The organism is Streptomyces sp. NPDC005438, from assembly GCF_040606315.1.
Taxonomy (GTDB): Bacteria; Actinomycetota; Actinomycetes; order Streptomycetales; family Streptomycetaceae; genus Streptomyces.
The window spans coordinates 78,654-103,613 of record NZ_JBEXEP010000015.1 but is presented as its reverse complement, the minus strand read 5'-3'; the positions used below and the strand labels follow the sequence as shown (position 1 = coordinate 103,613).

22 protein-coding genes are annotated in these 24,960 nt (G+C 70.0%); 19 read left to right on the top strand and 3 right to left on the bottom strand.

Annotation, left to right across the window (positions count from 1 at the left end; all coding sequences use genetic code 11):
* Positions 1 to 10: 10 nt before the first annotated feature.
* Entirely contained in the window at positions 11 to 1,018 is a 1,008-nt protein-coding gene (locus ABZT14_RS24505; RefSeq protein ID WP_356306361.1) for a Gfo/Idh/MocA family oxidoreductase, read from the top strand.
* 90 nt (positions 1,019 to 1,108) lie between these two features.
* On the opposite strand, the gene ABZT14_RS24500 is transcribed toward ABZT14_RS24505, so the two are convergent.
* Together ABZT14_RS24500 and ABZT14_RS24495 are read right to left on the bottom strand one after the other, a co-directional pair.
* Positions 1,109 to 1,942, bottom strand: a complete 834-nt coding sequence (locus tag ABZT14_RS24500; protein WP_356306359.1) for a 1,4-dihydroxy-6-naphthoate synthase — start codon at positions 1,940 to 1,942, stop codon at positions 1,109 to 1,111.
* Positions 1,939 to 2,598 carry a class I SAM-dependent methyltransferase gene (locus ABZT14_RS24495; protein WP_356306357.1) on the bottom strand — a complete coding sequence of 220 codons (660 nt, stop codon included), beginning with the start codon at positions 2,596 to 2,598 and terminating at the stop codon, positions 1,939 to 1,941. Before ABZT14_RS24495 ends, ABZT14_RS24500 begins: the two co-directional genes overlap by 4 nt.
* A 189-nt stretch (positions 2,599 to 2,787) precedes the next feature.
* On the opposite strand from ABZT14_RS24495, the gene ABZT14_RS24490 reads away from it, so the two are divergent.
* From ABZT14_RS24490 to ABZT14_RS24405, 18 genes are all read left to right on the top strand, one after another.
* Positions 2,788 to 3,993 (top strand): macrolide family glycosyltransferase, encoded by a 1,206-nt coding sequence (locus ABZT14_RS24490; protein WP_356306355.1) that lies wholly within the window; start codon positions 2,788 to 2,790, stop codon positions 3,991 to 3,993.
* 448 nt (positions 3,994 to 4,441) lie between these two features.
* The gene (locus ABZT14_RS24485) at positions 4,442 to 5,176 is read left to right on the top strand and encodes a PAS domain-containing protein (RefSeq protein WP_356306353.1); all 735 of its coding nucleotides are present in this window, start codon (positions 4,442 to 4,444) and stop codon (positions 5,174 to 5,176) included.
* A 365-nt stretch (positions 5,177 to 5,541) separates the two neighbouring features.
* A complete protein-coding gene (locus tag ABZT14_RS24480; protein WP_356306351.1) occupies positions 5,542 to 6,762 on the top strand; it encodes a 3-deoxy-7-phosphoheptulonate synthase in 1,221 nt (406 codons plus the stop codon).
* Positions 6,763 to 6,825: 63 nt separating this feature from the next.
* Positions 6,826 to 7,629, top strand: a complete 804-nt coding sequence (locus ABZT14_RS24475; RefSeq protein ID WP_356306349.1) for a methyltransferase domain-containing protein — start codon at positions 6,826 to 6,828, stop codon at positions 7,627 to 7,629.
* 151 nt (positions 7,630 to 7,780) lie between these two features.
* Complete coding sequence (locus ABZT14_RS24470) at positions 7,781 to 8,818, top strand: questin oxidase family protein (RefSeq protein WP_356306347.1); 1,038 nt, start codon at positions 7,781 to 7,783, stop codon at positions 8,816 to 8,818.
* Between the two features lie 574 nt (positions 8,819 to 9,392).
* Complete coding sequence (locus ABZT14_RS24465) at positions 9,393 to 10,685, top strand: MFS transporter (protein WP_356306345.1); 1,293 nt, start codon at positions 9,393 to 9,395, stop codon at positions 10,683 to 10,685.
* A 720-nt stretch (positions 10,686 to 11,405) separates the two neighbouring features.
* Positions 11,406 to 12,011 (top strand): response regulator transcription factor, encoded by a 606-nt coding sequence (locus tag ABZT14_RS24460; RefSeq protein ID WP_356306343.1) that lies wholly within the window; start codon positions 11,406 to 11,408, stop codon positions 12,009 to 12,011.
* Between the two features lie 800 nt (positions 12,012 to 12,811).
* The gene (locus tag ABZT14_RS24455; protein ID WP_356306341.1) at positions 12,812 to 13,669 is read left to right on the top strand and encodes a hypothetical protein; all 858 of its coding nucleotides are present in this window, start codon (positions 12,812 to 12,814) and stop codon (positions 13,667 to 13,669) included.
* A gap of 42 nt (positions 13,670 to 13,711) precedes the next feature.
* Positions 13,712 to 14,584 carry a diiron oxygenase gene (locus ABZT14_RS24450; RefSeq protein ID WP_356306339.1) on the top strand — a complete coding sequence of 291 codons (873 nt, stop codon included), beginning with the start codon at positions 13,712 to 13,714 and terminating at the stop codon, positions 14,582 to 14,584.
* Positions 14,585 to 14,591: 7 nt separating this feature from the next.
* Positions 14,592 to 14,837: an acyl carrier protein gene (locus ABZT14_RS24445; RefSeq protein WP_356306337.1), complete on the top strand. Its 246-nt coding sequence runs from the start codon at positions 14,592 to 14,594 to the stop codon at positions 14,835 to 14,837.
* Positions 14,834 to 15,664: an aminoacyl--tRNA ligase-related protein gene (locus ABZT14_RS24440; RefSeq protein WP_356306335.1), complete on the top strand. Its 831-nt coding sequence runs from the start codon at positions 14,834 to 14,836 to the stop codon at positions 15,662 to 15,664. Before ABZT14_RS24445 ends, ABZT14_RS24440 begins: the two co-directional genes overlap by 4 nt.
* Positions 15,664 to 16,722, top strand: coding sequence for a nitronate monooxygenase (locus ABZT14_RS24435; protein ID WP_356306333.1), 1,059 nt, complete (start codon positions 15,664 to 15,666; stop codon positions 16,720 to 16,722). The genes ABZT14_RS24440 and ABZT14_RS24435 overlap by 1 nt, the downstream gene beginning before the upstream one ends.
* The gene (locus tag ABZT14_RS24430) at positions 16,709 to 17,572 is read left to right on the top strand and encodes an alpha/beta hydrolase (protein ID WP_356306331.1); all 864 of its coding nucleotides are present in this window, start codon (positions 16,709 to 16,711) and stop codon (positions 17,570 to 17,572) included. Before ABZT14_RS24435 ends, ABZT14_RS24430 begins: the two co-directional genes overlap by 14 nt.
* Positions 17,565 to 17,819: a phosphopantetheine-binding protein gene (locus tag ABZT14_RS24425; protein ID WP_356306329.1), complete on the top strand. Its 255-nt coding sequence runs from the start codon at positions 17,565 to 17,567 to the stop codon at positions 17,817 to 17,819. Before ABZT14_RS24430 ends, ABZT14_RS24425 begins: the two co-directional genes overlap by 8 nt.
* A gap of 21 nt (positions 17,820 to 17,840) precedes the next feature.
* A complete protein-coding gene (locus tag ABZT14_RS24420; RefSeq protein ID WP_356306326.1) occupies positions 17,841 to 18,404 on the top strand; it encodes a 4'-phosphopantetheinyl transferase superfamily protein in 564 nt (187 codons plus the stop codon).
* A gap of 73 nt (positions 18,405 to 18,477) precedes the next feature.
* Entirely contained in the window at positions 18,478 to 18,738 is a 261-nt protein-coding gene (locus tag ABZT14_RS24415) for an acyl carrier protein (protein WP_356306324.1), read from the top strand.
* Positions 18,735 to 21,467 carry an aminotransferase class III-fold pyridoxal phosphate-dependent enzyme gene (locus ABZT14_RS24410; RefSeq protein ID WP_356306322.1) on the top strand — a complete coding sequence of 911 codons (2,733 nt, stop codon included), beginning with the start codon at positions 18,735 to 18,737 and terminating at the stop codon, positions 21,465 to 21,467. The genes ABZT14_RS24415 and ABZT14_RS24410 overlap by 4 nt, the downstream gene beginning before the upstream one ends.
* Positions 21,464 to 23,161, top strand: coding sequence for a fatty acyl-AMP ligase (locus tag ABZT14_RS24405; protein ID WP_356306320.1), 1,698 nt, complete (start codon positions 21,464 to 21,466; stop codon positions 23,159 to 23,161). The genes ABZT14_RS24410 and ABZT14_RS24405 overlap by 4 nt, the downstream gene beginning before the upstream one ends.
* A gap of 393 nt (positions 23,162 to 23,554) precedes the next feature.
* Here ABZT14_RS24405 and ABZT14_RS24400 read toward each other — a convergent pair whose 3' ends face one another.
* Positions 23,555 to 24,574: an alpha/beta hydrolase fold domain-containing protein gene (locus tag ABZT14_RS24400; RefSeq protein ID WP_356306318.1), complete on the bottom strand. Its 1,020-nt coding sequence runs from the start codon at positions 24,572 to 24,574 to the stop codon at positions 23,555 to 23,557.
* Positions 24,575 to 24,960: the final 386 nt, after the last annotated feature.

Here is a 24,960-nt window from a genome sequence, read left to right as displayed (position 1 = left end):
AGTACGACGCGTGACAGTCAACGAGTTGGCCGGGGTGGGCGGTACGGGCACCGCCTCCCTCGGCGTCGGCGTACTCGGCGCCGCGGACATCGCCCGTCGCAACGCCATCCCCGCGCTCCAGCGTTGTTCCGGGCTGCACCTGGCCGCCGTCGCCAGCCGGGACGTGGCCAAGGCCCGTACCCTCGCCGAGGAGTTCGGCTGCGAGGCGGTCGGCGGCTACGACAACCTGCTGGCCCGCGAGGACGTCCGGGCCGTCTACATCCCGCTGCCCAACTCGATGCACGAGGAGTGGTCCCGGGCGGCGTTGGAGGCCGGCAAGCACGTCCTGGTGGAGAAGTCGCTCACCGTGGACGCCAAGGTGGCCCGGGAACTGGTCGAGACGGCCGAGGCGGGCGGGCTCGCCTTCATGGAGAACTTCACCTTCCTCTTCCACCCCCAGCACCAGACCGTCCGTGACCTGGTCGCCGAGGGCGCCATCGGCACCCCCCAGGTCCTCAGCGCCTCCCTGGGCATCCCCCGGAACAACCCCGACCTCATCCGCTACCGCCCGGAACTGGCCGGCGGCACCCTGCGGGAGAACGGCTGCTACCCCCTGCGGGCCGCCCTGCTGCACCTGGACGAACAGCTGTCGGTGGTCGGCGCCCGGCTGCGGATGGACCCCGAGACCGGGGTGGACATCGCCGGCTCGGCACTGCTGGTGGACGGGGCGGGTGTGACCGCGCAGTGCGACTTCGGCCTCGCCCACGCCTACCGCAACACCTACGCGCTGTGGGGCAGCGAGGGCCGCATCGAACTCGGCTGGGCCTTCAACCCGCGCCCCGAGACCCGGCCGAAGCTGCGCCTACAGCGCGGTGACTCCCTGGAGGAGCGGGAACTGCCGGCCGCCGACCAGTTCCAGCGGATGTTCCAGGCCTTCGCCCTGGCCTGCGCCAACCCCGAGGCGCACCGGCACTTCGGCGCCGACGCGGTGCGCCAGGCCGTACTGATGGAGGAGGTCCTCCGGGCCGCGTCCCGCTGAGCGACGGCGCCCGGAACCCGGGACCCGCCCGGGACGGCGTACCCGTTCCCGACGCCCCCGACGGCTGACGGTCGCCGTCGGAGGGCCGGGTCACCACCAGGGGTCGGTGGCGGCGTCGCCGTCGACGAGGTGCCCCAGCAGCGCGCGTACCGCCTGGTGACCCGACTCGCCCAACTCCTCGGTGGAGGAGTTCACGTACAGCTCGATGTGCCGCTGCCGCACCTCGGGCGACATCTCCTGGGCGTGGGCGCGTACGTACTCCGCCGACACCCAGGGGTTCGCCCAGGCGTAGCGGACCGAGGCCCGGATCGCCTCCGCGACCTCGTCGAGGCGCCGCTGCCCCAGGGAACGCCGGGCCACGATCGCCCCCAGCGGGACGGGCATCCCGGTACGGTCCTCCCACTCCTGCCCGAGGTCCACCATCGGGAACAGCCCGTACCGCCGGTAGGTGAACCGCGCCTCGTGGAGCACCAGCCCCGCGTCCACCTCGCCGTCCCGCACGGCGGGCATGATCCGGTCGAAGGGCATCACCACCGTGTCCACCTCCACCCCCGGCAGCACCCGACGGGCCCACAGCCGGAACAGCAGGTGGGCCGTGGACCGTTCGGTGGGGACGGCCACCACCCGGCCGGCCAGCTCGGCCGGTTCCCGGTGGGCGGCGGTCAACAGCAGCGGTCCGCAGCCGTGGCCCAGCACACCCCCGCAGGGCAGCAGGGTGTAGCGGTCCCACACCCGGGGGAGCGCGGCGTAGGAGACCCTCAGTACGTCCAACTCCCCCCTCTCCGCGAGGGAGTTGGTCACGTCGATGTCGGCCAGCGTGACCTCCACGTCGGGAGCGCGGGGCACCAGCCCCGCGCTCCAGGCGTGGAAGACGAAGGTGTCGTGGGGACCGGGGGAGTGCGCCAGGCTCAGCGCCCCGGTCACGACCCGGGCTCCCCCCTCAGGTCCCACAGGCCCAGGTACTTGTTGGGCGAGTCCTCGGGTATCCGCTCCAGCGGCTCGCCCAGGCCGAACGGCGGCAGCCGCAGGTCGAGTTTGGCGTGCAGCAGGCTGGGCGCCTCCAGGCGGTCGTCGTTGCGGAAGGCCCCCCGTTCGACGGAGGGGTCGCTGACGTAGCTGGTGGTCAGCAGATAACGGGCGCTGGCCCGGAACTGGGTCAGCGCCCGCTGGATCATCTCGTTGGGCAGGTGGATGAAGACGTCACGGCAGATCAACAGGTCGGCCGGACGCAGGGAGTCGGTGGTGATGTCGACCACCTCCAGCCGGTAGCCGTCCCGTCTCAACTCCGGCCAGGTGTGGCGCTCGTGGACGTCGTAGCCCACGTAGTCCACCCGGCCGAGGTCGATGGTGCTCATCCACGCCAGGTCACCGCAGCCCGCGTCGTTCATCGTGGTCACGCCGTACCGGCCGAGGATCGCGACGAGTTCCTTGCGGACGAGCTGGGTGTGCGGCTCGCTGGAACCCCAGCCACACACCGTGTCGGGGGCCTGGTCCGGCCAGCCACGGGAGAACACCTGGAGGCGGGGGTTGATACCCCCCGCCGACTTCACTGATTCGCTGTCACTCGCTCCATGGTTCACTGCATCTCGCCCTCCATCGGCACAGTTGACCGCCCAAGAGGAGCACGAGAAAGCGAACCGATCCAGAGAACCAGAGGAGAACGGGTGATTTCCCCTAACCACGGATCGGCATTGGTTCCTGACTGATGAATTTCTCAGACTTGGCCGTCTGACCGTTCGGTCACACAGCGACACTGGCATCCTGCCGTCATGTCGGCGTACCACGTGGCTTTCATGCCGTTTCCCGCATTCGGACATATCAACACCACCCTTCCCATTGTGGCGGAGCTTGTGCGCCGTGGGCATCGGGTGACCTTCGCGACCAACGGACGCTTCGAACCGTTGGTCGCTCCGACGGGAGCCAGAATCCTGCGCTACGAGTCGTGGTTGGCCTCCCGCAAGCTTCCCGACCAGGTGGACGCGGACTACATGGCCCACGAACCGGTCCGCTCCATCGACGAGGCCATCGCCACGGTGCCGATCTACGAGGAGGGATTCGCCGACGACATTCCCGACGTGTTGTTGTACGACGTCAGCACCTTCGCGGCCGGTCGTGTACTGGCCCGGAAGTGGAACCGTCCGGCGATCGAACTGTTCGCGACCTTCGCCTCCAACGAGCACTACTCGCTCACCCAGGAGATCGGGAATCTCTACAAGGGCGAGATCGACCCCCACCACCCCGCGCTGGTGGACTTCTTCGTCAAGCAGGGCACCCTGCTCAAGGAGAACGGTCTGGAAGGGGTGACCCTGGAGGAGTTCAACGCCCCGGCCGAGGAGTCCAACCTCGTCTTCCTGCCGCGCAGCTTCCAGCCCGCCCAGGAGACCTTCGACGACCGGTTCGCCTTCGTGGGCGCCAGCGTCGGCAACCGCGTGGCCGAGCCGGAGTGGGACGAGCCAGAGCCGGGCAGGCCGGTGGCCCTGGTGTCCCTGGGCAGCTTCGACTTCGACCACCAGGGCGGGTTCGTCCGCACCTGCCTGGAGGCGTTCGCCGACAGCGACTGGCACGTGGTGGTCGCCGCCGGGGAGAGCGTGCGCCGTGAGGAACTCGGCCCGGTGCCCGACAACGTACGGCTGATGGACTGGGTGCCCCAACTCTCGGTACTGGAGCGCGCGGACGTTTTCGTCTCTCATGCCGGAATGAACAGCGTCATCGAGTCGCTCTACTTCGGCACACCCGTGGTCGCCGTACCGCACATGCCCGAACAGCGCCTGGTTGCCGCCCGGTTGGTGGAACTCGGGCTCGGAACTCACCTGCCCGGAACGGATGTCAGCGCCGAACGACTGCGTTCCGAAGTGGACCGGCTCGCCGGCGACGAGGAAACCCTCCGCCGAGTTCACGCGCTCAGGGACGAGTTGCGAGAGGGCGGAGGCCCGGCTCGCGCGGCCGACTACATTGAGAGTCGAATCCGTCACTGAACGTTTCCGACGCATGTCATCCGTACCCCCCGGGGGTTTGGGGCAAGGGGTACCCCTATGGGCCCCTAGGGGGGTCACGGGTGTCCTAGGGGGCATTTGGAAAACCCGTTTCCAATCCGCAGGGGAGGGCGGAGCAAAGTCGAAGGAAAGGCGAAAGCAGACAGGTCGTACAGGGAAACCATGGACCCCCTAGGCGCCGCGCCACGTCCCGCGGTGCCTCTTGGTGTGCGTTGACCTTGTGAAGAGGGCTTCTTAGACTCCCCGCCATTCATTGAGGAACGTGATGGGGGAAGGTGCGACCTAAATGGCATTGGCCAAGGACGGTGCGGATAGAGGCCTTCAGCACGCGGAAGATGGGAATTCCGCCCTAGAGTCAGAACTCAGTGTGAACGGCCAGGCACAGGAAAGCACGAACGGCACTCGCAAACCGTTCATTCCACGGCAGGCCGTGGCGATCGGCGGCGCCGCCCAGACCAACGGCGCCCCGGACGCGGAACTGCGCAGCGAGGAGTACGGCGACGCCGTACTGTCGCTGTTCGAGCGCTCCGGCATCGGCCTGGGCGTACTGGACTCGTCGCTGCGCGTACGCGCCGTCAACAGCGCGTTCCTCGCGCTGAGCGGCCACGAACGGGAGGAGATCGCCGAACGCAGCTTCGCGGACTTCCTGCACCCCAGCGTGCGACAGCACCTGATACGCCAGTTCAGCCGGCTGGTGCAGGGCCACCACGCGCGGCTGGTCGGGCGGGCGATCGTGATGTGGTTCAACGACACCGCGGTGGCCGGCAAGTTGACCGCCTTCACGGTCGACAACGACTCCAACGGCGCGATGATCCTGGTGCAGTTCACCCCCGACAAGCGGGAGGAGCCCCTCGCCTCGGTGGGGGTACAGCGCAAGCTCACGCCGCTTACGGCGAAGGTCCTGGAGGGCGTGGCCGCCGGTGACCCGACGGTACGGCTGGCCGCGAAGCTGTTCCTCAGCCGCCAGGGCATCGAGTACCACGTCAGCATCCTGCTGAGGCAGTTCAAGGTGCCCAACCGCACGGCCCTCGCGGCCAAGGCGTACTCGATGGGCATGTTCAGCATCGGCTGCTGGCCCCCCAAGGTGCTGCCGGAGTACGTGCGCAGCGAATCCGACTGCGGCAGGGCCTCGGCGGGAGCCGACCGCCGGCGCAAGGCCTCCTGACCCGGCCGCCAGGGGTACGGCCGGGCTGACCACCCGGGGGTACCCGAGGTCGAGTGGTGAGAGGTGTGGCGGGCCGGGCCCCTTCGGGGGCCTGGTCCCGCTCTCGTCGGGTCCTCCCCGACGACGGTCACCCCGCCCGTTCCGCCGCTGGAGCGGCCCGCCTGCCGCCCGGTTCCGGCCGGCGCGGAGGCGGCCCGCGTCCCGGCAGGCCGAGGGCGGAGGGACGACGGGGTGGGGGAGGGGCCGTACTGCTGGAGTTCCCGCGCGTGACCGACGGTGTCCCCGGCGGCTGGACGTCCCGGCCTGGGCCGTCCCGGCGTACCGAGGCCGAGGAGCATCCGGGGTCACAGAACTGATGGATGTGTATGACGGACATCGAGGCGTGGAGAGAACCGACGTCCCCGACCACCGAGCCGGAGCCCCGGGGCCCCGACGGGCCGGACGACGATCTGGCGCGGCTGCGCACCCTGCCACCGCTGGTGTTCGCGGGGGAGTGCGACGAGCTGCGCCAACGGTTGGCCAGGGTGGCCCGGGGTGAGGGCTTCGTCCTCCAGGGCGGCCTGCGGGCGAGGACCTACGGCCGCGACACCGCCGACGTGATACGGGACGCGCTGTGCACGGTCACGCAGATGTCGGTGCTGCTCACGTACGCGGCGTCGGCCCCGGTGGTCAAGCTCAGCCAGGTCAGCCACACCGACGGGCTGTCGTCCCCGCTGCCCCGCTACCAGACCTCCGCCACCGTGCTGAACCTGGTGCGGGCCTTCACCGCCGGCGGGTACGCCGGTCTCGCCCAGGTACACGCCTGGAACAGCGAGTTCGTCGAGGGCTGCGCCTCGCGGGCACGCTACGGCGCGCTGATGCGCCACGTCGGGCGCGCCCTGGACTTCATGGGCGCCTACGGCTTCGACCTGGAGGGTTCGGCACAGGCGGAGTTCTACGCCTCCCACGAGACGGGCTCACTGCCCTACGAGACGGCGCTGACCCGGGTCGACTCCCGCAGCGGTCGCTCGTACAACACCGACAGCCACCACGTGTGGGTCGACTGCGGGCCCCGGGGGATGGACGCCGCGACACTGGAGTACGTCGCCGGCCTCCACAACCCCCTCGGCGTGGTGCTGGGCCCGGACAGCGCGCCCGAGGAGGTGCTGGCCCCACTGGAACGTCTGGACCCCGGACGGGAGGCGGGGCGGCTGACCCTGGTCGCCCGGATGGGAGTCGAGGCCCTGCGGCACGCCCTGCCCGCCGTGGTGGAGAAGGTGAACGCCGAGGGCCACCAGGTGGTGTGGGTCTGCGACCCCATCCACCCGGTCACGGCCCGGGCGGCCAACGGCACGTCCCCCGGATCGGGGGACTTCGACCGGGTACGGACCGAGGTCGGGGTGTTCTTCGAGGTACTGCGGGAACTCGGCGCCCACCCCGGTGGCCTGCACGTCCAGCTGGCCGGGCCCGAGCCGGCCGAGGGGGAGGGGGCCGCCTCGCCGCCCTCCCCGGTGCCCCACCTGGGGCGGGCCCAGGCCCTGGAGCTGGCGTTCCAGGTGGCCGAGACCTACTGCGGTCCCGAGGAGGGCGGGCCGGCCTCCCTCTGACCGCTCGCCCCTCCCGTCCCGCCCGGTCACCCGGGAGCACGGACCCTCTGCCAGACTCGGCCCATGGCTGAACGCGACACCGACCACGGCTACCTGCTGGACAACCGGCAGTCCGAGGCGGGCCAGCGCTTCGACGCCTTCGCCGAACTGTTCGACCCGGTCACGTTCCGCCATGTCGACCGGCTCGGCATCGGTACCGGAATGCGGTGCTGGGAGGTCGGCGCCGGAGGCGCTTCGGTACCGCTGGGGCTGGCCGAACGTGTCGGCCCCCAGGGCACGGTGGTCGCCACCGACATCGACGTGTCCTGGACCCGGGACGCCGCCGACGGCGTGATCGAGGTGCTGCGCCACGACGTGGCGAGCGACCCGCCGCCACCGGGGGGCTTCGACCTGGTGCACGCCCGGCTGGTCCTGGTGCACCTCAGCGAACGGGACGAGGCGCTGCGCCGGATGGCGCGGGCGGTACGTCGCGGTGGCTGGCTGCTGGTGGAGGACGCCGACCCCGCCCTGCAACCGCTGCCGTGCCCGGACGAGTCCGGTTCCGAACAGCGGCTCGCCAACCGGTTGCGCTCCGGGTTCCGCGCCCTGATGGCCGAGCGCGGCGCTGACCTCGCCTACGGACGGACCCTGCCCCGGCTGCTCCGGCAGGTGGGCCTGGCCGAAGTGGAAGCGGACGCCTACTTCCCGATCACCTCGCCGGCGTGCACGGCCCTGGAGGACGCGACCGTACGGCAGATCCGTCACCACCTGACCGACCACGGGCTCGCCACCGACGAGGAGGTCGACCGCCACCTGACGAACGTCGCCACCGGGCGACTCGACCTGGCCACCGCCCCGATGATCTCCGCCTGGGGCCGCCGGCCCTGACCCGGCGAGGCACCCGGGCAGAACCCCAACGCCCGGGCGCCTTGACCGAGTTGACCGACCGGGGCGGCCCTGAGGCCTAGGCGGAAATCCGTACCCCGGTATACGACCCGAGCCCGTTCCCGCGACGAACCGGCCTCCTTACGTTCACCTCATGAAGCCGAACCCCACGGACGGTGTCCACGAGGAAGCCCTGGAACGCCTGCACACCACCGGGCCCGAACGGGACGAGAGCCTCAGCAACCACGCCCCGATGGTCGTCGAGGCGCTGACCGCACACGGACACTCACCCGCCGTCCACCGCTGGCTGGACCGGTACCGCGACCACCTGGAGGAGTTCCCCGCCCGCCACTCCACCGTCACGGAGGACAACTGGCGGCGGGCGCTGGGGGACTCCCGTCGCGCGGCGGACTGGATCGACTTCTTCGACCGCACCCTGGCCGAGCGGCCGTGGCGGGAGGTCCTGGCGACGTGGTGGCCGCACCTGCTGCCGGGCATCGCCGGAGGCGCCACCCATCCGGTGATTCGGGTGGGCCACGCCGTACGCGCGCTGCGCGCCGACGAGATCGCCGGGCCGGACGCGCGACCCGCCGCGCCCCGGGTGACGGAACTCGCGCACGGACTCGGCTACTGGGCCGCCCGACACCACCCCGTCGCCGTCAGCTCCGTCGCCGCACCGTCCCGGGCGGCCGTCGCCCTCGACCAGGTGCCCCCGGTCCTCGACGCCTCGGGCGGCTTCGCCACCCGACTCGCCCGGATCAGCCGGCTGCCGGACTGGGCCGGCGCGGTCGGTGCGCCGGAGCAGGCCGAGCGGCACCTGAGGGAACTCGTCGCCGCCACCACCCACCGCTACGCCAGCCACGGACACGGCAGGCCGGTCATGCTCGTACACGCGGCGACCGCGCCGAACGCCGTGCTACGCGCCCTCCCCGCACTGCCCCATGCGCTGTGGGCGCCCAGCCTGGTCGCGGCATGGACCGCGTCCGCCACGGTGACCGCCGCCTATCCCACGGCGGAACCCGTGACCCCCCGGACGTCGCCCCGTCTCCTCGCCGAAGAGGTCTTCGAGCGGGCCCTGCGTCATGGTGACGAACACGCCGTCAAGTTCACCGACACCGCGCTCGACGTGGGCGACCCGCTGGCCCTCACGGCGGCACTGCGCTCGCTGGAGATCATCGACCCGTTGGAGTAGGTCCACCTCCCTTCCGACGGCAGGAGCCCGCCCCTGGCGGCTCAACACGCCTTCTGCCACGGCCACTTCACCCCGGCGCCACAGGCCGTAATCCCAACTCGCCGCCAGAACCCAGTGGTTGACCGCACGCCAGGTCAGGAGGACGGGCGGCCGAGCCCGCCGAGGTGGCTGCGCTGACTCCACCTCAGCGCTGTTCGTCCCGCCCGGAGGCGGAGCCGTCCTCGTGGGCCGCTGAACGGACCCGCCCGGGGGGGCCGGCCTCCGGCTGTGGCAGGAGCAGACCCCCGCTCTGACCTGGTCGAACCATGTCCGGCGTACGTACGGGCGACGAGGAGGCGGGCGAACCCAGGGCCCTCACGAGGGCCCTGCCGGACGGAGGCGGGGCGAGGGCCGCGGGTACTTAATATACGCGTAGACAAAATGCCGCTGGCTCTATACGATCGAGGTCGATCCCGACACTTGCCCGCCGGCCGTGTCGACCACGGCCGCATGGGTGCGCGCCTGGTGGTTCTGAGTGGTTTTCCTGTGTCGTGGCTGGACTTGTGGGTGAGTGGTACCCAGAACGGAGCGTTGCGTGAGCGCCAATCAAAAGGCTGCTGAGGGGCAGCCGAAGCTGACCCATCAGCGGCCGATCCTGTTGGCCTGCCTTGCGGTGTTCGGTCTGATGACCGGGCAACAGATGGTGAACCCGATCCTTGCCCCGCTCGCACGTGAACTCGGGTTCAGCGAGCTGGCGTTGGGGTTCGTGATGTTCGTCGGCGCCTCCGGCGTGGTGCTGGCCGGCACGTTCTGGGGACGCCGCGCCATGGCCTGGGGGCACCGTACGGTCCTGTTGATCTCGCTGGTGGGGGCCACGTTCAGCCTTCTGGCCTTCGCGGTGGTCGCCCAGCTGGGGCTCGACGACACGCTTCCCGGTTCCGTGACCTATGTGCTGATCATCCTCAGCCGTGGTGTGCTGTTCGGCCTCGCCTGGGCCGCGACCCCGGTCACGGCCCAGTCCTACGTGGCGAGCATGACCTCCGGTGAGGCCGAGCGGGTGCGCGGGATGTCGATCTTCAGCGCGGCGCAGGGCCTGGGGCTGGCGGTGGGGCCGGCGATCGGCGGTCTGCTGAGCATCGCGGGCCTGCTCCCCCCGATGTACGTGGCTCCGGCCATCCTGGTCGTGATCGCGGTCGTGGTGGCGGTGAGCGTGCCGAAGCCGGAGGGTGACGCGGAGCGTACGGAGTCGGTGAAGGTCAGCCCCTTCGACCGCCGGATGTGGCCGTTCCTGACGATCGGGTTCGGGCTGTACCTGGCCATGACGATCGTGCTGATGACGGCGGGCTTCCTGCTCCAGGACCGCCTTGACCTGAACTCCCAGCAGACCGGGACCGCGACCGGCATGGTGACCCTGGCCGGAGCGGTGATGATCGTCGCCGTCCAGGTCGTGGCGGTGCCGCGCCTGTCCTGGTCCCCGGCGCACTTCATGCGGGTGGGTTCGGTACTCATGACCATCGGCATGATCGTGGTGGCCGTGTCCTCGACGGGGCTGCTGATCGGCGTGGGCGTCGCCCTGCTCGGGGCGGGCCTCGGGTTCGGTATGCCGGGAGTCATGTCGGCGCCGACACTTCTGGTGGGAGAGAAGGAGCAGGCGAGTGTGGCCGGGCTGTTCAACGCGTCCGTCGCCATCACCTTCATGATCGGCCCGCTCCTCGGCAACGGGCTCTACGAGCTGGGCATCCCCGTCCCCTACGTCTTCGGCACGGTCATGCTGATCGGCCTGGTGGTGTTCACCTACGTCCACAAGGGCGTGCGGCAGACAGCGCGGGAGACCGCCACCACGGAGACGGCGCCCACCACGGAAAGTGAACAGTCCGAGGTCCTGTAGGACCGACGGCACCCGTCGCGAGGCCGGTCACTGTTCCCCCCGACAGTTGACCGGCCTCGTTTCCGTGCGCTGACTCCGGCTGGTCACCTCGCTTCCGTGGTCGGCCGTTCTCTCGGCGCGGGGTCGCGTGGGGACGTCGTTCAGCGAGCACTCCTCTTCGTGGGGGAGTTGTCCCCTCGACGGTGGGGCATCGCCCGGTGGGGCCGGCTCTCCGCCATGTCGGGCAGCGAGATCCGCTCGTCGGTGAGGTGGTTGCGGCCGCACGGGGCCACGGTTCGGTGGTTCCCGGGGAGGATCTGGTTTCCCCGGGCTTCTGGTGTCGCTCCGAAACCTCTCCCCGTGGGGGAGTGGACAATGGTTTTGACGACCACTTCCGATTGGCTGGGAAAACCTTTCAAAGATGCCGGATACACGGAAGTGCGCTCAGCACTCGGACCGGTTGACGTGACCTCGCGCTTTCCCTCACCAGTGTGGCGGGGGCATATTCCTGAGGCGTGTACCCTGCCTGTCGTGAGACCGCGTGACAGGCTCTTACCGGTACGTCTGTGAAGTTGCGGAGAAAAGCCTTGTCGGCAAGGTAAGTGCGTCTATTTCGCAAACTGTTGAATTCCGGCATAGTGGCCGGGGTTGCCGCTGTGGCGGTAAAGGGTTGCCCACGGTAGGGTTATTTTTCGTACGCGTATGCTACGCTCTTGAGATCCTAATCGCTGGAGGACCCAAGTGGGCATCGATGTAGCGGTTTTCGACGATCTGCATTTGTCCAGGCTTGCGCTCACCACACTTATCCGTCAGTGCGATGAGGTCAGGGTCGTCGGGTCGTTGGAAAGCAAGCTCGCCGCTTTGGAGTTCGCTGAGCTACGTCGGCCGGATGTCATGGTCATCAGTTTCGATGGCAGGGAGAACGAGACCATCGAGATGGCCGAGAAGCTCGTGGCTCTTCCGGGATGTCGGACACTGCTGCTCGCGACCGAGTGCCCCCGGCCGGTCGTCCGCAGGGCCTTCACCGGGGGAATCGACGGCATACTGCGCCGGAACGACTCCACCGAGCAGCTCTTCGAGGCCATTCGCACGGTGTACCAGGGTGAGCGGGTTTTCGACGCCGAGTTAACCGTGGCGGCCTTGGTCAACGAAGGATGCCCGTTGACCTTTCGGCAACTCTCCATCCTTGAGTACCTCTCCTGCGGGGACGCCGTCGGAGAGATCGCCGCGCGGCTGTGCCTGTCCGAGGGCACCGTACGCAACTACGTCTCCTCCATCGTCGCGAAGCTGGGCGCGCGCAACCGCATTGACGCCCTGCGTATCGCCCGGGACGCGCACTGGATCTGAGGTCGGACGGCACCGGAACCCGGCGGACTTTCCGCCTGTGGCGCGAGGGCCGGGACCTGTTGGGGCACCTCGGTTTCCACGCGATATGCGCCCCCCTCGTGCCCGGTCATCGGTGAACATGGCACCTCGCCGTTCCGGTTCGGGCCGCGCGTTTCCCGGCTTGACCGGTATCACTCCTCGCGGCTCCCCGTTTTCCCCTTCGGGGGATTCCTGTCGCCGTATCCGAGGCGGCGCGTGGCGGTGTCCTGGTGTGTGCGGCGTTTCCGTCGTCGCTCGCGTCATGCTCTTCGTGGCTTGCCGGAAATCAGCGTCCCCCGGGCGACTCCCTGTGCCTGGGGGCGGGGATTTCCGAAGGCCCTTCGGTGTGGGGGTGTGCCGTGGGGCCGTCTCCCTCACATGATCGTTGGGATAGGCTGCCCTCGCAGGTCATGGGCTACTCCACTGCTGCCGCGTTCACGTGATCTTCCTGACCCGCTCCGCCTGTTCCGTTGTGCGGATGTGCGTGTGAAAAACGCACGGACAAGAATGCAAAGTGAACCTTTCGAGTGCGGCCTCCTGGCTGATAACGTCGGCCCCGCCTTGCCGGAATAGGGCCGATGAAGGCTGATGGCGAATACCCCGGCGAAAAGCGCACTGACCACGCACGGTGAATGTCGCCTGGATGTTTCAGTATCGGGGGAGAGATTGTGCCGCAGCAAACCGAAGTTGTGCGTACCTCCTGGGAGGAGGTGGCGAATTCCATTGAATTCGTTCCCACCCGCTACTCCCACAGGACACATTCCGAGTCCACAGCGCGGGAAATGCTCGCCTGTACGCAGGAGGACCTCGACACACTTGTTGACGCGGGTCTGCCGTGTGAGAGTCGCTCGGGCGCGCGCTTCTTCGACGCGAACGACCTCTACAACCTGGGAATGTACTCCGGCAAGTCGAGGACCCAGCCGGAACTCGCCTTTCGGATGCTCTTCCGGTTCGCCGGACGGCCGGTCGACGCCCTTCTCCGCCCGAAGACCTGGAACTTCCGGGTCACCCTGGAGTGCGGCGAGTGCCAGGGGGACGCCCCCTGGCGGTTCGAGGAACCGGACGTCGCCCGCTTCGGCGGCGACCTCGCCGAGGTGACCGCGCCGGAGACCGGTCGGGACTCCGCCGTCTACGCGGCGAGGGTCACGGTGACCGGGGCGCGTACCCCGCTGGTCTCGTCGGAGTTGAGGAAGGTCGTCCACGAGTACCTGGACTCCGGCTACCGCTGGCAGATGATCCCCGTCGCCATGCAGGCCGACTACGCGCTGGTGCACTCCCTCGGTTCCACGAGCTGTATCGCGGCGAGCCTGTTCCTGGCCGAACGTTTCCGGGCCGCCGGATACCGGGCGGGGGTGAGGCGCGGCTGGTTCTGTGGAGTCCTCGGCGGCGCCCTGGACCTGCCCCACGCGTGCGTCGAGGTGACGGACGACGACGGAGTCGTCAAGACCGTCGACATCGCCAAGGCGCAGCTGGCCGCGCGACTGGCGAAGAACACCGAGGAGTTCCAGGAACTGTGCCTCGGGTCGATCTACAACAAGGTGATTCTCTCCACCGCCTCCGGTGACATGCCACTCGGCCACCACGACTGTGGTTCGCGGATGCCGGTGCAGGTGCGCGCGGATATCCAGTCGGTGCGGTGAAGCAGGCGTCTCGAACTACCTCCTCGAAAGGGGCGAGTGGAAATGGCGGTACGTGGGATCGAGCCTGTCGTGCTCGAACTGGACCGGCTGGAGAACCTGGCCGAGTCGGGCTACTACAACCCGTATACGATGTTCGACTGGCCCGACACCATCGAGTCCGACCTGCCGTGGATGAGCGAGAGCCTGGTGACCCTGGCAGGCACCCCGATGTGGGACGAGCTCTCCCGGGAACAGCAGCTGGCGCTGACCCGGTACGAGGCGGTGAACTTCTTCAGCCTGAACATCCACGGTATTCGCGAGCTGATGAGCGAAGTCGTGATGCGCATCCATGAGCGCACCTACGCCGACGTGTCCGAGTTCCTCCACCACTTCATCGGCGAGGAGAACGAGCACATGTGGTTCTTCGCCCAGTTCTGCCTGCGTTACGGGGGGAAGCTCTATCCGGCGCAGCCCACGTTGAAGGCGGGCTCGGTCGACCACCTCTCCCCGGTCGCCCGTGAACTCATCGTGTTCGCGCGCATTCTGATATTCGAGGAGATCGTCGACTACTACAACGCGCGCATGGCCACGGACCAGTCGTTGCCGTTCATCGCCCGGGAGATCAACCGGGTGCACCACCAGGACGAGAGCCGGCACGTGGCCTTCGGGCGGATGATCTTCACCAACCTCCTGGAGCAGGTGGCCAAGCGCGACCCGGACGAGGTGCCGGTGGTGGCCGCGTACCTGGAGGACTACCTGCAGTACAGCATCGGCACCCTGTACAACCCCGCCGCCTACCGTGACGCCGGAATCCCTGACGCGCTGGCACTGCGCCGTCGGGCCCTGGAACACCCCGCGCGGGTGAAGGCGCACGACGACGTCCTGAAGCGAACGAGGCGGTTCCTGGCCAAGTCGGGCCTGGACACACGGAGTTGAGGACCCCATGACGAGCGATCCGATGCAGGCGGTCCAGGAGTTCATCCTCGGCCGTAACCCGGAACTTGGCAGTGTCACGCGCGATCTCGATCTGATCGACAGCCGGGCCATCAACTCGCTGGCCTTCGTCGAGTTCATCTTTCTGCTGGAGGAACTGACGCAGGAGCCCATCGATCCCGAAGAGGTGGACCTGGACGACTTTCGCACCCTCGACGCGCTGGAAGCACGGTTCTTCAAGAAGGAAACCGCATGACGAGCAATCCGAGGAACAACGGCCTGGAGGTTCTCGACGGCGGCCAGCTGCGGTTGCTGCGGACGATCGACGGGTTGATCCTGCGTTGGGCGGAGAAGTGGGACGCCCCGGAGTACCGCTTTCCGTTCCTGATGCGCTGCGACGACCTCGACGCGCTGGACTACTACGACAACTTCCCGCACCTGGGGCTGACCGCGACCCGGCTCGACCCCGAACGTCTGGGCGCTGTCCTGGCGGGGGCGTCCCGGCCGGTGGACCGCATCCCGACCGAGGCGATGGAACCGACCGGGTTCGCCCTGCCGTCGGCGGCCTGCTACCCCCTCTACGTACACCTCGCGCACTCGACGCTTCCCGCCGAGGGCGAGATGCGCACCACGGTGGGCACCTGCTTCCGTAACGAGGAGCGGTACCAGGGACTCCAGCGGCTCCTCGGGTTCTCCATGCGCGAGATCGTCTGCGTCGGACCGGAGGAGCGGGCGAAGGACCACCTGCTGCGGGCGAAGGACGTGGTGAGGGACCTGTGCGCCGAACTCGGGCTGGACGTACGGCTGGAGGTGGCCACCGACCCGTTCTTCGACAAGCACAGCGGGAAGGCGACCATGCAGCGGCTGTTCCCGGTCAAGGAGGAGTTCGTCGTCAACGGCCTGGCGATCGGGTCGGTCAACTACCACCGGAACTTCTTCGGTGAACGGTTCGCCATCCGTACCGGCGAGGCCACCGCCCACACCAGTTGCCTCGCCTTCGGCCTGGAACGGTGGGTGCACGTGCTCACCGAACGGTTCGGCGGCACCGACGCCGCGACGCGTGCGCTGGAGGGCCTGAGCTGATGCGCTCCTCGGTGGCCCGGGCACTCGGCGTGAGGGTGAGCCTGTTGCAGTCGGGCATGGGAGGCGTCGCCGGCGCCGAACTGGCCTGCGCGGTCTCCAACGCCGGCGCGGCGGGCTGTGTCGGCGGCTACAAGCTGACCGACCAGGCGCTGTCGGCCCTGCTGGGCCGCCTGGTCGAGGGCACCGACAACCCGGTCGGGGTGAACCTGATCCCGGAGGTGGCCGGCCCGAAGCTGCTCGACAGCCAGGTGGCCCAGGTGCTCGACGAGACGCCGGACCGCGTCTACCTGTCCCTGTTCGGCGTGCCTGACGACGCGGTCATGAAACGGATCAGCGGCGCGGGACGGCACCTGGTGGTGCAGGTCGGGACGGTCGAGGACGGGGAACGAGCCGCCGGCCAGGGCGCCGTGGTGGTCGCCCAGGGCACCGAGGCGGGGGGCCACCTGTTGGGGACCTCCCCACGGGACGACCTGGTCGCCGCGCTGCGTACCCGCCTGCCCGAGAGCTGCCTCGCGGCGGCGGGCGGGATCGGCTCGCCCGACACGGCCCGCCGGGCACTGGCCGCCGGGGCCGACGGAGTGCTGCTGGGCACCGCCTTCGTGATCGCCCACGAGTCCCGGGCGCACGCCCGCTTCAAGTCGGCGGTCGCCGGGGCGAAGGGCGGCGAGACCGTGATCACGACGGTCTACGAGATCGGGTGGCCCGGCCGCCGCCACCGGGTACTGGCCACCTCCGTCACCGAGACCCCGGAGCAGCCGGCCCGGTTCATCGGCCGGACCGTGGTCGAGGGGAAGCCGTACCTGGTGCCGCGCTTCAGCGCGGCGGTGCCGACCGAGGCGACCAGCGGTCGGATCGAGGAGATGGCCCTGTACTGCGGTCTGTCCTGCGACGACCTGTCCGAGGAGACCCCGGCCGCCGGCGTCGTCGCCGCGTACGCCCGGGTCCTCCCGGGAGTCCGTGACCGCGACGGCAGTGACGGCAGTGACGCCAGCCACGGCAGCGATGTCAGCCACGAGAGCGACAACGAGGAAGCGAGGAACGGCAATGTCCGACGGTGAAGCCCAGGAGGGCCAGGACCTGTCCTACCGCGACACCCCCCGGATCCCCACCCGGGAGGGCGTCGAGCTCTACTACGAGTCGGCCGGTGAGGGCACCGCGATCACCTGCCTCAACAACTTCTTCCTCACCAGCCCGTTCTGGCGGGAGTACACCGAGGAACTGACCCAGAACCACCGCGTCGTGACCTACGACATGTGCAACCACGGCGCCTCCACGCACCTGGAACAGGAGCCGACCTGGGCCGAGCACGCGGCGGACGTGATCGGGCTGCTGGACGCCCTCCAGATCGAGTCGACCTACCTCGTCGGCACCTCGGCCTCCACCCAGCTGGCCCGGGACGTGGCCCTGGCACACCCCGACCGGGTGCGGGGGCTGATCCTGGCCGGACCGGTCATGGGCCTGCGCGGGATGCGGCGCCACCGTCAGCTGAACCGCGCCTGGCTGGTGACGCTGGAGAACCACGGGATACCGGCCCTGTACAGCCACATGTACCCCGAGGTGATCAGCGGGGAGATGAACGAGGAGGGCGGAACCCCGGGCTTCCTCGGACTCCGGGAGGCCTTCACCGCGATGAACAACCCCGAGGACCTCGCCGGCGGCCTGCGGCTGGTCCAACAGGGCGACACCAGCCCCGAGTTGCTGTCCCGCATCGAGGCGCCGTCACTGATCGTCCTCGGGGACGACGACATCCTGCTCAGCCCCTCGCGGGGCCACGAACTGGCGGCGCTCTTCCCGAAGGGCCGCTGCGAGATCATGCCGAACGCCGGTCACGTCCCCTTCCTGGACGACCCGGCGGGGTTCCAGGCCATCGTGCGCAAGTTCGTCGACGAGTGCGAAGCGCATGTCTGAGGAGGCCGTCGCGGTCCGGCAGCGCATCCGGGAACTCCTGGCCGAGATCTTCGGAGGCAACCGCCGACTCGACGGCGTGCCGGACACCATGTCGCTCCGCGAGGCGGGGGTGTCTTCCACCGCGCTGGTCAGTCTGCTGGTGGCGATGGAGGACACGTTCGGATTCGAGTGGGAGGACGACGTACGGCCCGAGGTGCTCCGGTCGATCGACTCGCTGGCCGGACACGTCGTGGCGCTGCGCCAGTGAGGAGCGCCGATGAGGAGCACGGTGGCCGTACTGGAACTCCCCACGGGCGTCGCGCCGACGACCCCGCTGGGGTGCTCCCCGGTGTGGCCGCCGTACGGGCCGGCGCAGCAGACCGCGGCGGGCCGCCGGGCGGCGGCCCTGGCTCTGGCCTCCGCGGGGTGCGGCAGCCGCCTCGTACCCCGGGAGGCGGACGGCCGTCCGCGCTTTCCACCGGGCTTCGCCGGTTCGATCTCCCATACCGCGAGCCTGGCGGCGGCGGTGGTCGTTCCCGGTGCGGTGGCGGTCGGCGTCGATATCGAGGACGCGGACATCGACGCCCGTACCGCCGCTTTCGTGTGCCGTGAGGAGGAGCGCGCGACATTGCTGCCTCCCGTCGGAGGACATACCGCGCGTGAGTTGTTCGCCGCCAAGGAAGCGGCCTTCAAGGCCCTGAACGACGTCGGGCCACCGGGCGGCTTTCCGTTCTGGCGCGTCGGCCTTTCCCCGTCCGAGTCCCGGCTGACCGCCTCCTACCGCGAGGTGTCGCTTCCGGTGTGGGTCAGCACCAGGGAAGGCCTTTCGTTCGCCGTGGCGATACGGCGATGAACCCGTTCTCCTCGTCCTTTCGGGCTCGCGCAGGAAAGAGGAAGAGTGCACCGCAGGGAGGAAGGAAGAAGGCATGAACCGAGACGTTCTCGGAGTCGTCGACGAACTGTTCCGTCGCCAGCTTCAGGTACCCGAACTCGACCCGGACGTTCCCCTGGTGGACTACGGCCTGGACTCCGTCCGCTCCATCGAGACGGTCGTGGAACTCGAGTGCGCCTTCGACGTGCACATCTCGGACGACCAGGCGGCTTTGATGCGGACACTGCGCGACGTGGTGAACCAGATCAGCGAGTCGCTGACGGTCCGCGCGGGGCAGGGAGACGGTGAGATATGAACGCCAAGGCAGCTTTCGCGCGGTACACCCGACCGGAACTCGCCCGGCTCCTGCGCGCCCTGCACCTGGACGTGACCTACCGGTCCGGCCGGGGCGACCACCTCGTACAGGACGCGCCGTCCGGCACCGGTGACGGCCACGAACCTCCCCGGAAGGTGCTGGACCTGGTCGGCGGTGCCGGCGCCTCCCTGTTCGGCCACAACCACCCGGCCCTGCTGGAGGTCGCCCGGCGGTGCCTGGACGAGGACACCCCCTTCAACGCCCAGGCCAGCGTCCGCCCCGGAGCGGCCGAACTGGCCGAACGGCTGTCCTCCCTCGTCGGGGCCACCACCGGCACCCGGTACGTGACCACGCTCGGCAACACCGGCGCGGAGGCGGTGGAAGCGGCGGTGAAGCACGCGACGGTCGAACACCGGCGCCGGCTCGGCCGGTTGCAGGAGGAGTACGAGGCGCGGCTGCGGCGCGTGCGACGTGACGGCCTCGCCGACACCCCCTGCGCGAGCGGGCCCGCGACCGGCCGACCCTGCGCGGAGGTGCTGCGCCAGGTCCTCGACCAGATCGTCGAACTACGCCGGCGGGACCCGGTGTTCGTCTCCCTGGTGAACGCCTTCCACGGCAAGTCGACCGCTGCCGGCACCCTCACCCACGGCTCCAACGTGCCGGAGGACCTGCACGTACCGGGCCCGAGTCACCGTCGGCTGACCGACTGGGCACCGGACGCGGTGGTGGCCGCCCTGGACGCCGAACGGGTCGAGACCTACGCGGTGACCCTCGACCCGGCCGGGACGCCCCACTCCACTTCGCGTCACCTGTCCCCGGTGGCCGCCTGCTTCGCCGAACCCGTCCAGGGGGAGGCCGGAGTCCACGAGGTGCCGGCCGAAACCCTGGCCGCCCTGCGGGAGTTGGCCGACCGGCACGAGGCGGCGCTGGTGTTCGACGAGATCCAGTGCGGCATGGGACGCACCGGCACCTTCCTCGCCTCGGAGCCCTCCGGGGTGGCCGCCGACTACTACCTGTTCTCCAAGTCCCTCGGCGGCGGCCTGGCCAAGATCTCGGCGCTGCTGGTCGCCGAGGACCGGTACGTGACGGAGTTCGGCCGCCACCACACCTCGACCTTCGCGGACGACGAGTTCTCCGCGCGGATCGCCACCGCCTCCCTGGACCTGTCCCGCGAGTACCTGGACCGGATCGCCCGGACCGGCACCCTGCTGCGGGAGGAGTTGGCCAAGGTGGCGGCACGGTGGCCGGACGCCGTGGTGGGCGTACGGGGCCGAGGGCTGCTGCTGGGCGTGGAGTTCGCCCTGCCACGGCCCGCGTCGGGGCTGCTGCGGGAACTCTTCGACTCCGAGTCCCTCGGCTACCTCATCGCCGGACGCCTGCTGCACACCCACGGCATCCGGGTCATCCCCACCCTCTCCGCCCCCACCACCGTCCGCATCCAGCCCTCGGCCCTGCTGGAGTCGGCGGACGTGGACCGTGTCGCCACCGCCTTCGACGAGGTCGCCGGACTGTTCTCGCGCGGCGACTACGCGACGCTGCTGGAGCACCTGACGGTGCCGGTGACCGACGCCTGGCAGCCCCGGCAGCACGTGCCCCAGCCCCGCGGCGACCGCGCGCCGGCGGACGGGGGGAGGGAGAAAGACCTGCCCCGTGTCGCCTTCCTCGCCAACATGGACGTCCCCGGCAAGCTGCGCTACCTGGCGCCGGAACTGGCCGCCTGGTCCGACGACCAGTGCGCGGCGGTGTTCGACCGTATGTGGGGGGAGGCGGAACCCTTCGAGGTCGCCCGCCACCGCGTCAGCTCCCACACCGGGGAAGCGGCCGAGGTGATGATGGTGGCGGTGCCCTTCACCGCCGCTCAGGCCGTCTCCGCCCTCCAGTCCGGCCACGGGGCGTGGCTGCGCCGGACGGTACTGGACGCGGTGGAGTTCAGCGCCTCGATGGGGGCTGACGTGATCGGCCTGGGCGGTCACACCTCGATCGTCACCAGCGCCGCCCGCGACGTGGTCGAGGACGACATCAGGGTGACTTCGGGCAACTCCCTGACGGCGGCCTGCGCCTACGACCTGTTGCGGCTCCAGCTCGCCGAGTCCGGCACCGGGGAACGACGGGTCGGGCTCGTCGGCGGTATCGGCAACATCGGCGCGGTGATGGCCGAACTCATCGCCCCGCACTGCGACTCGGTGGTCCTGGTGGGCCGGCCCGGCTCGGAGCGGCGACTGCGCGCGCTGGCCGACCGCCTCTCCGCCCAGACCAAGATCTCCATCTCCCAGGACCTCGACGCGCTGCGGGACTGCCCGATCGTGGTCAGCGCCACCAACTCGGCGGACCCGGTGATCGCCCCCCAGCACCTGGCTGAGGAACGCAAGGTGCTGATCTGCGACCTGGCGGTTCCCGGCGACGTGCACCCGGCCGTGGCCAGCCTGCCGAACGTCACACTCGTCTCCGGCGGCCGTATCCAACTGCCCGGCCTCCAGACCCCCCACTTCCCGGGGATCACCCTTCCCCCCGGAATCGTCTACTCCTGCATGGCCGAGGCGACCCTGCTCGGTCTGGAGCCGAAGACACCGAGTCCCTCCTACGGAGGGCTGTCCCTGACCGGAGTGCTGGCCGCCCGGGACCTGGCCGTCCGGCACGCGTTCCACCCCGCCCGCATCGTCCATGACGACGTCTCCGTACGGCCGTGGATCGAGGACCAGCTCAGCAGCTCTCCTAAGGAGTACCGATGACCGGACCGCGCCCGCACTTCGCCAGCGTCGTGGACGCGCTGCTGGCACAGGCCGAACGCGGCCCCGACGGGGCGTCGATCACGCTGATACCGGAGCCGGGCAGGGAGGAGCGGCTGCGGTACGACGTGCTGCTGACCCGGGCCGCGCGCTCCGCCGCGGCCCTCGCGGAGCACGGTGTCGGCCGGGGTGACCGGGTGGTGCTGTGCCTGCCGACCGGCCCGGAGTTCACCACCGTCTTCTTCGGGGCGCAGCTGTTGGGAGCGGTACCGACGGCCGTGGCCGTACCCCTGCGCTTCGGCGGCGCGGCCGGGGCCGAGGGGCAGATGAAGGACCTGGTGAGCTACCTGCGACCGGCCGCCGTGGTCACCACGGCCACGGTGATCGACGTCCTGCCCGACCTGGACGGCAGCGCGCTGCTCGACGGCTCGGTGCTCTACGCCCGCACCCTGGCCGAGGACGCCCCCGTCCACCCGGTACGTCGACCCGACGGCGACGACCTGGCCCTGATCCAGTGCACCTCCGGTTCCACCGGAACGCCCAAGGGCGTCATGGTCACGCACGCCAACCTGGCCGCCAACTGCGAGCAGCTCACCCGGGCGATCGGCTGGACGGACACGGGCACCACCGTCAGCTGGATACCGCACTACCACGACATGGGGCTGATCACCGGCCTGTTGTGCCCGGTCTACTCCGGTTCGGGCGCGGTCCTCATGCCTCCCGCCCGCTTCCTGCGGCAACCGGTGGAGTGGCTGCGCCACATCAGTACCTACCGTGGCGAGATCGCGGCGGCGCCGAACTTCGGCTACGGCTACGCCACCAGCAGGGTGCGGGAGGAGGACATGGAGGGCGTGGACCTCTCCAGCTGGCGGGCCGCCCTGTGCGGCGCGGAGCCGGTCCAGCCCGACACCGTACGGCGGTTCGTGGAGCGCTTCACCCGCTGGGGCCTGCCCCGGTCGGCGTTCACCCCCGGATACGGCATGGCCGAGGCCGCACTGGTCGTCACCACCACACGGCCCGAGGACGCGTTCACCTTCGACTCCATCGACCGGCGCAGCGCCGTCGACGAGGGGCGGGCCAGCGACGTCGACCCGTACGGCACCGAGGCGCTGCACGTGGTCGACTGCGGCCGACCGGTGGAGGGCACGGAGGTGCGCGTGGTGGACGGTGAGGGACGGCCACTGGGCGAGGACCGCATCGGTCACCTCCAGTTCCGTGGCCCCTCCCGCACGGTCGGCTACTTCGAACTCCCCGAGGAGACCGCCGCCTGCCTCGACCCCTCCGGCTGGTGGAGGACGGGCGACGTCGGCTACCTGCGGGCCGGCAGCCTGCGGGTCACCGGTCGGGCCAAGGACCTGGTGATCATCCGGGGCGCCAACTACTTCCCCTCCGACTTCGAGCAGGCCGCCGAGACCGTGCCCGGCGTCCGGCTGGGCGCCGTGATCGCGGTGGGCCACCGGTCCGAGGACAGCGACTCCGAGGAACTCCACGTGATCGCCGAGACGGAACTGTCCGGTGAACAGCTCGAAACCCTGCGCCTGGCCATCCGCAACGCGGTCAGTTCCCGCACCGGTGTGACGCCCCGCCAGGTTCACCTGGTCCCACGGCGGAGCATCCCCAAGACGACCAGCGGAAAGCTACAGCGGTCCAAGGCCCGGGAGATGTTCGTCGAAACGGCGGTCACCGGCGAGGGGTGAGCCCGCCTCAACGGCCGGCCCGGGGCTCCTCAGCCTCGGGCCCCGTCCCGGGCGTCGCCGCCCCCTCCCACACGGGACGGTTCGGAACCCTTGCGGACGCGAGGTCGGACGCGGCGCGGCCGGCCCGCGACCAGCGGGGGAGTGGGGGCGGTACCCCGCGGGAGTCCCCCCCAGGCACCGTCAACCTCCTGGTGACCGGACGGAGTTGGCCCGCCCCCACCCCGTACCGGGTCACCAGCCTCGGACCACGGGGAGGTCGGCCCCGTCAGCTGTCGGGGCCCCTCGGCTGGGACCGCGCGGCCGGGGCGGCCCTCCACGGTGCCCGGTCCACCGGACCGCTCACAGGGGTACGGGGGGCCACGGCACCGCTCACCGACGGGTCGGCGGGGCGGCTCACCGTCCCGCGCCTCGAACCGGGGCCGGGGCAGCCGCCCGGTCCGCCGGGACGGGCCGGCCTCCCTCCAGCGGGGTGGCGGTCCCGTCGACAGCGCCGCGCGCTTCGAGCAGGGCGTCCAGTTCCTGGAGGACCCGCCGCGCACGGGTCGCCGCCGCCGGCACCAGGTCGTGCATCACGAAGTAGTCGTGCACCAGTCCGGGCCCCGGCACATGGCGTACCGCGACGTCGCAGACGGCGAACTTGTCGGCCAACTCCACGCCCTCGTCCCGCAGGGGGTCGAACTCCGCCGTGCCGATCACGGCGGGCGGCAGGTTCCGCAGGTCGGCGTGGAGCAGGTCGATCGCGGGGTCCCCGCGCCGCCGCACGTCGGGCACGTACATGTCGTAGTACCAGGCCATGTCGTCCACCGTCAGGAAGTACCCCTCGGCGCAGTCACCGCTCGCGGCGAACAACAGGGACGGATCGGTCGGGGGACAGACCAGCAGTTGGGCCGCGAACTCCGGGCCACCGGCCTCGCGCGCCTCCATGGCGACGCCCACCGCCAGGCTCGCTCCGGCGCTGTCGCCACCGATCACGTGGAGAAGGCCCGGAAAGGAGCGGCTCGTCCAGCGCGCCGCCGCCACCGCGTCGACCAGCGCGGCCGGGTATGGGGCCTCCGGCGCCCGCCGGTAGCCGACCGAGACGACCACCGCGCCCAGTGCGTCCGCCACCAGGCGGCAGACCCGGTCGTGGCTGTCGAGGTCACCCGCGACCCAGCCGCCTCCGTGCAGGTACGTCATCACCCGCTTCGGGGCCGGGCCGGCCGGTGTGTAGACGCGACAGGGCACGGCGGAACCGTCCGCGCCGCGCACGGTGTGGTCCGCCGTACCGATCGCGTCGTCGAGGGCGCCGGGGCGTACGGAGTTCGCCCGGTACCGCTCGCGCACCTGCTCGACGGTCAACGCGCGGGCGGGAACGGGAGGGCCGTCGGCGTGCTGCCAGGCGATCAGGCTGCGGAATATCCGGTCTAACGGCATACCAAGACTCTCCTGCGAGACGGTCCGGTGCGGGAATTACGGCGCCGTGCGTGCCGGCGAATTCTTCTCGGCGCCGGAGGGCGGAGTTTTTCGGACTCCACCTCGCCGGACGTCAGTCCACTCAAGTTGCCACGTTATTGCGCGGGGAATCAACTGTGGGTCGTACATTGCGAACGTTTCCTGGCCACCGCATATCGTGAAGAACGCACACGCGGCGGTGTGATGCGCATATTGCGGCCCGTTGGCCGGCGTCGGTAGCCTGCGGAAAAACATTCGCTGGTAATCGCTACGGGGGAGTTCGCGTTCCGGGTAACGGGCCGGAGTCCGGCGTGGACGGGCGTATGGGGGAGGGGAAGCGTTTCGTACCCCGGCTGCCCCGGAAAGAA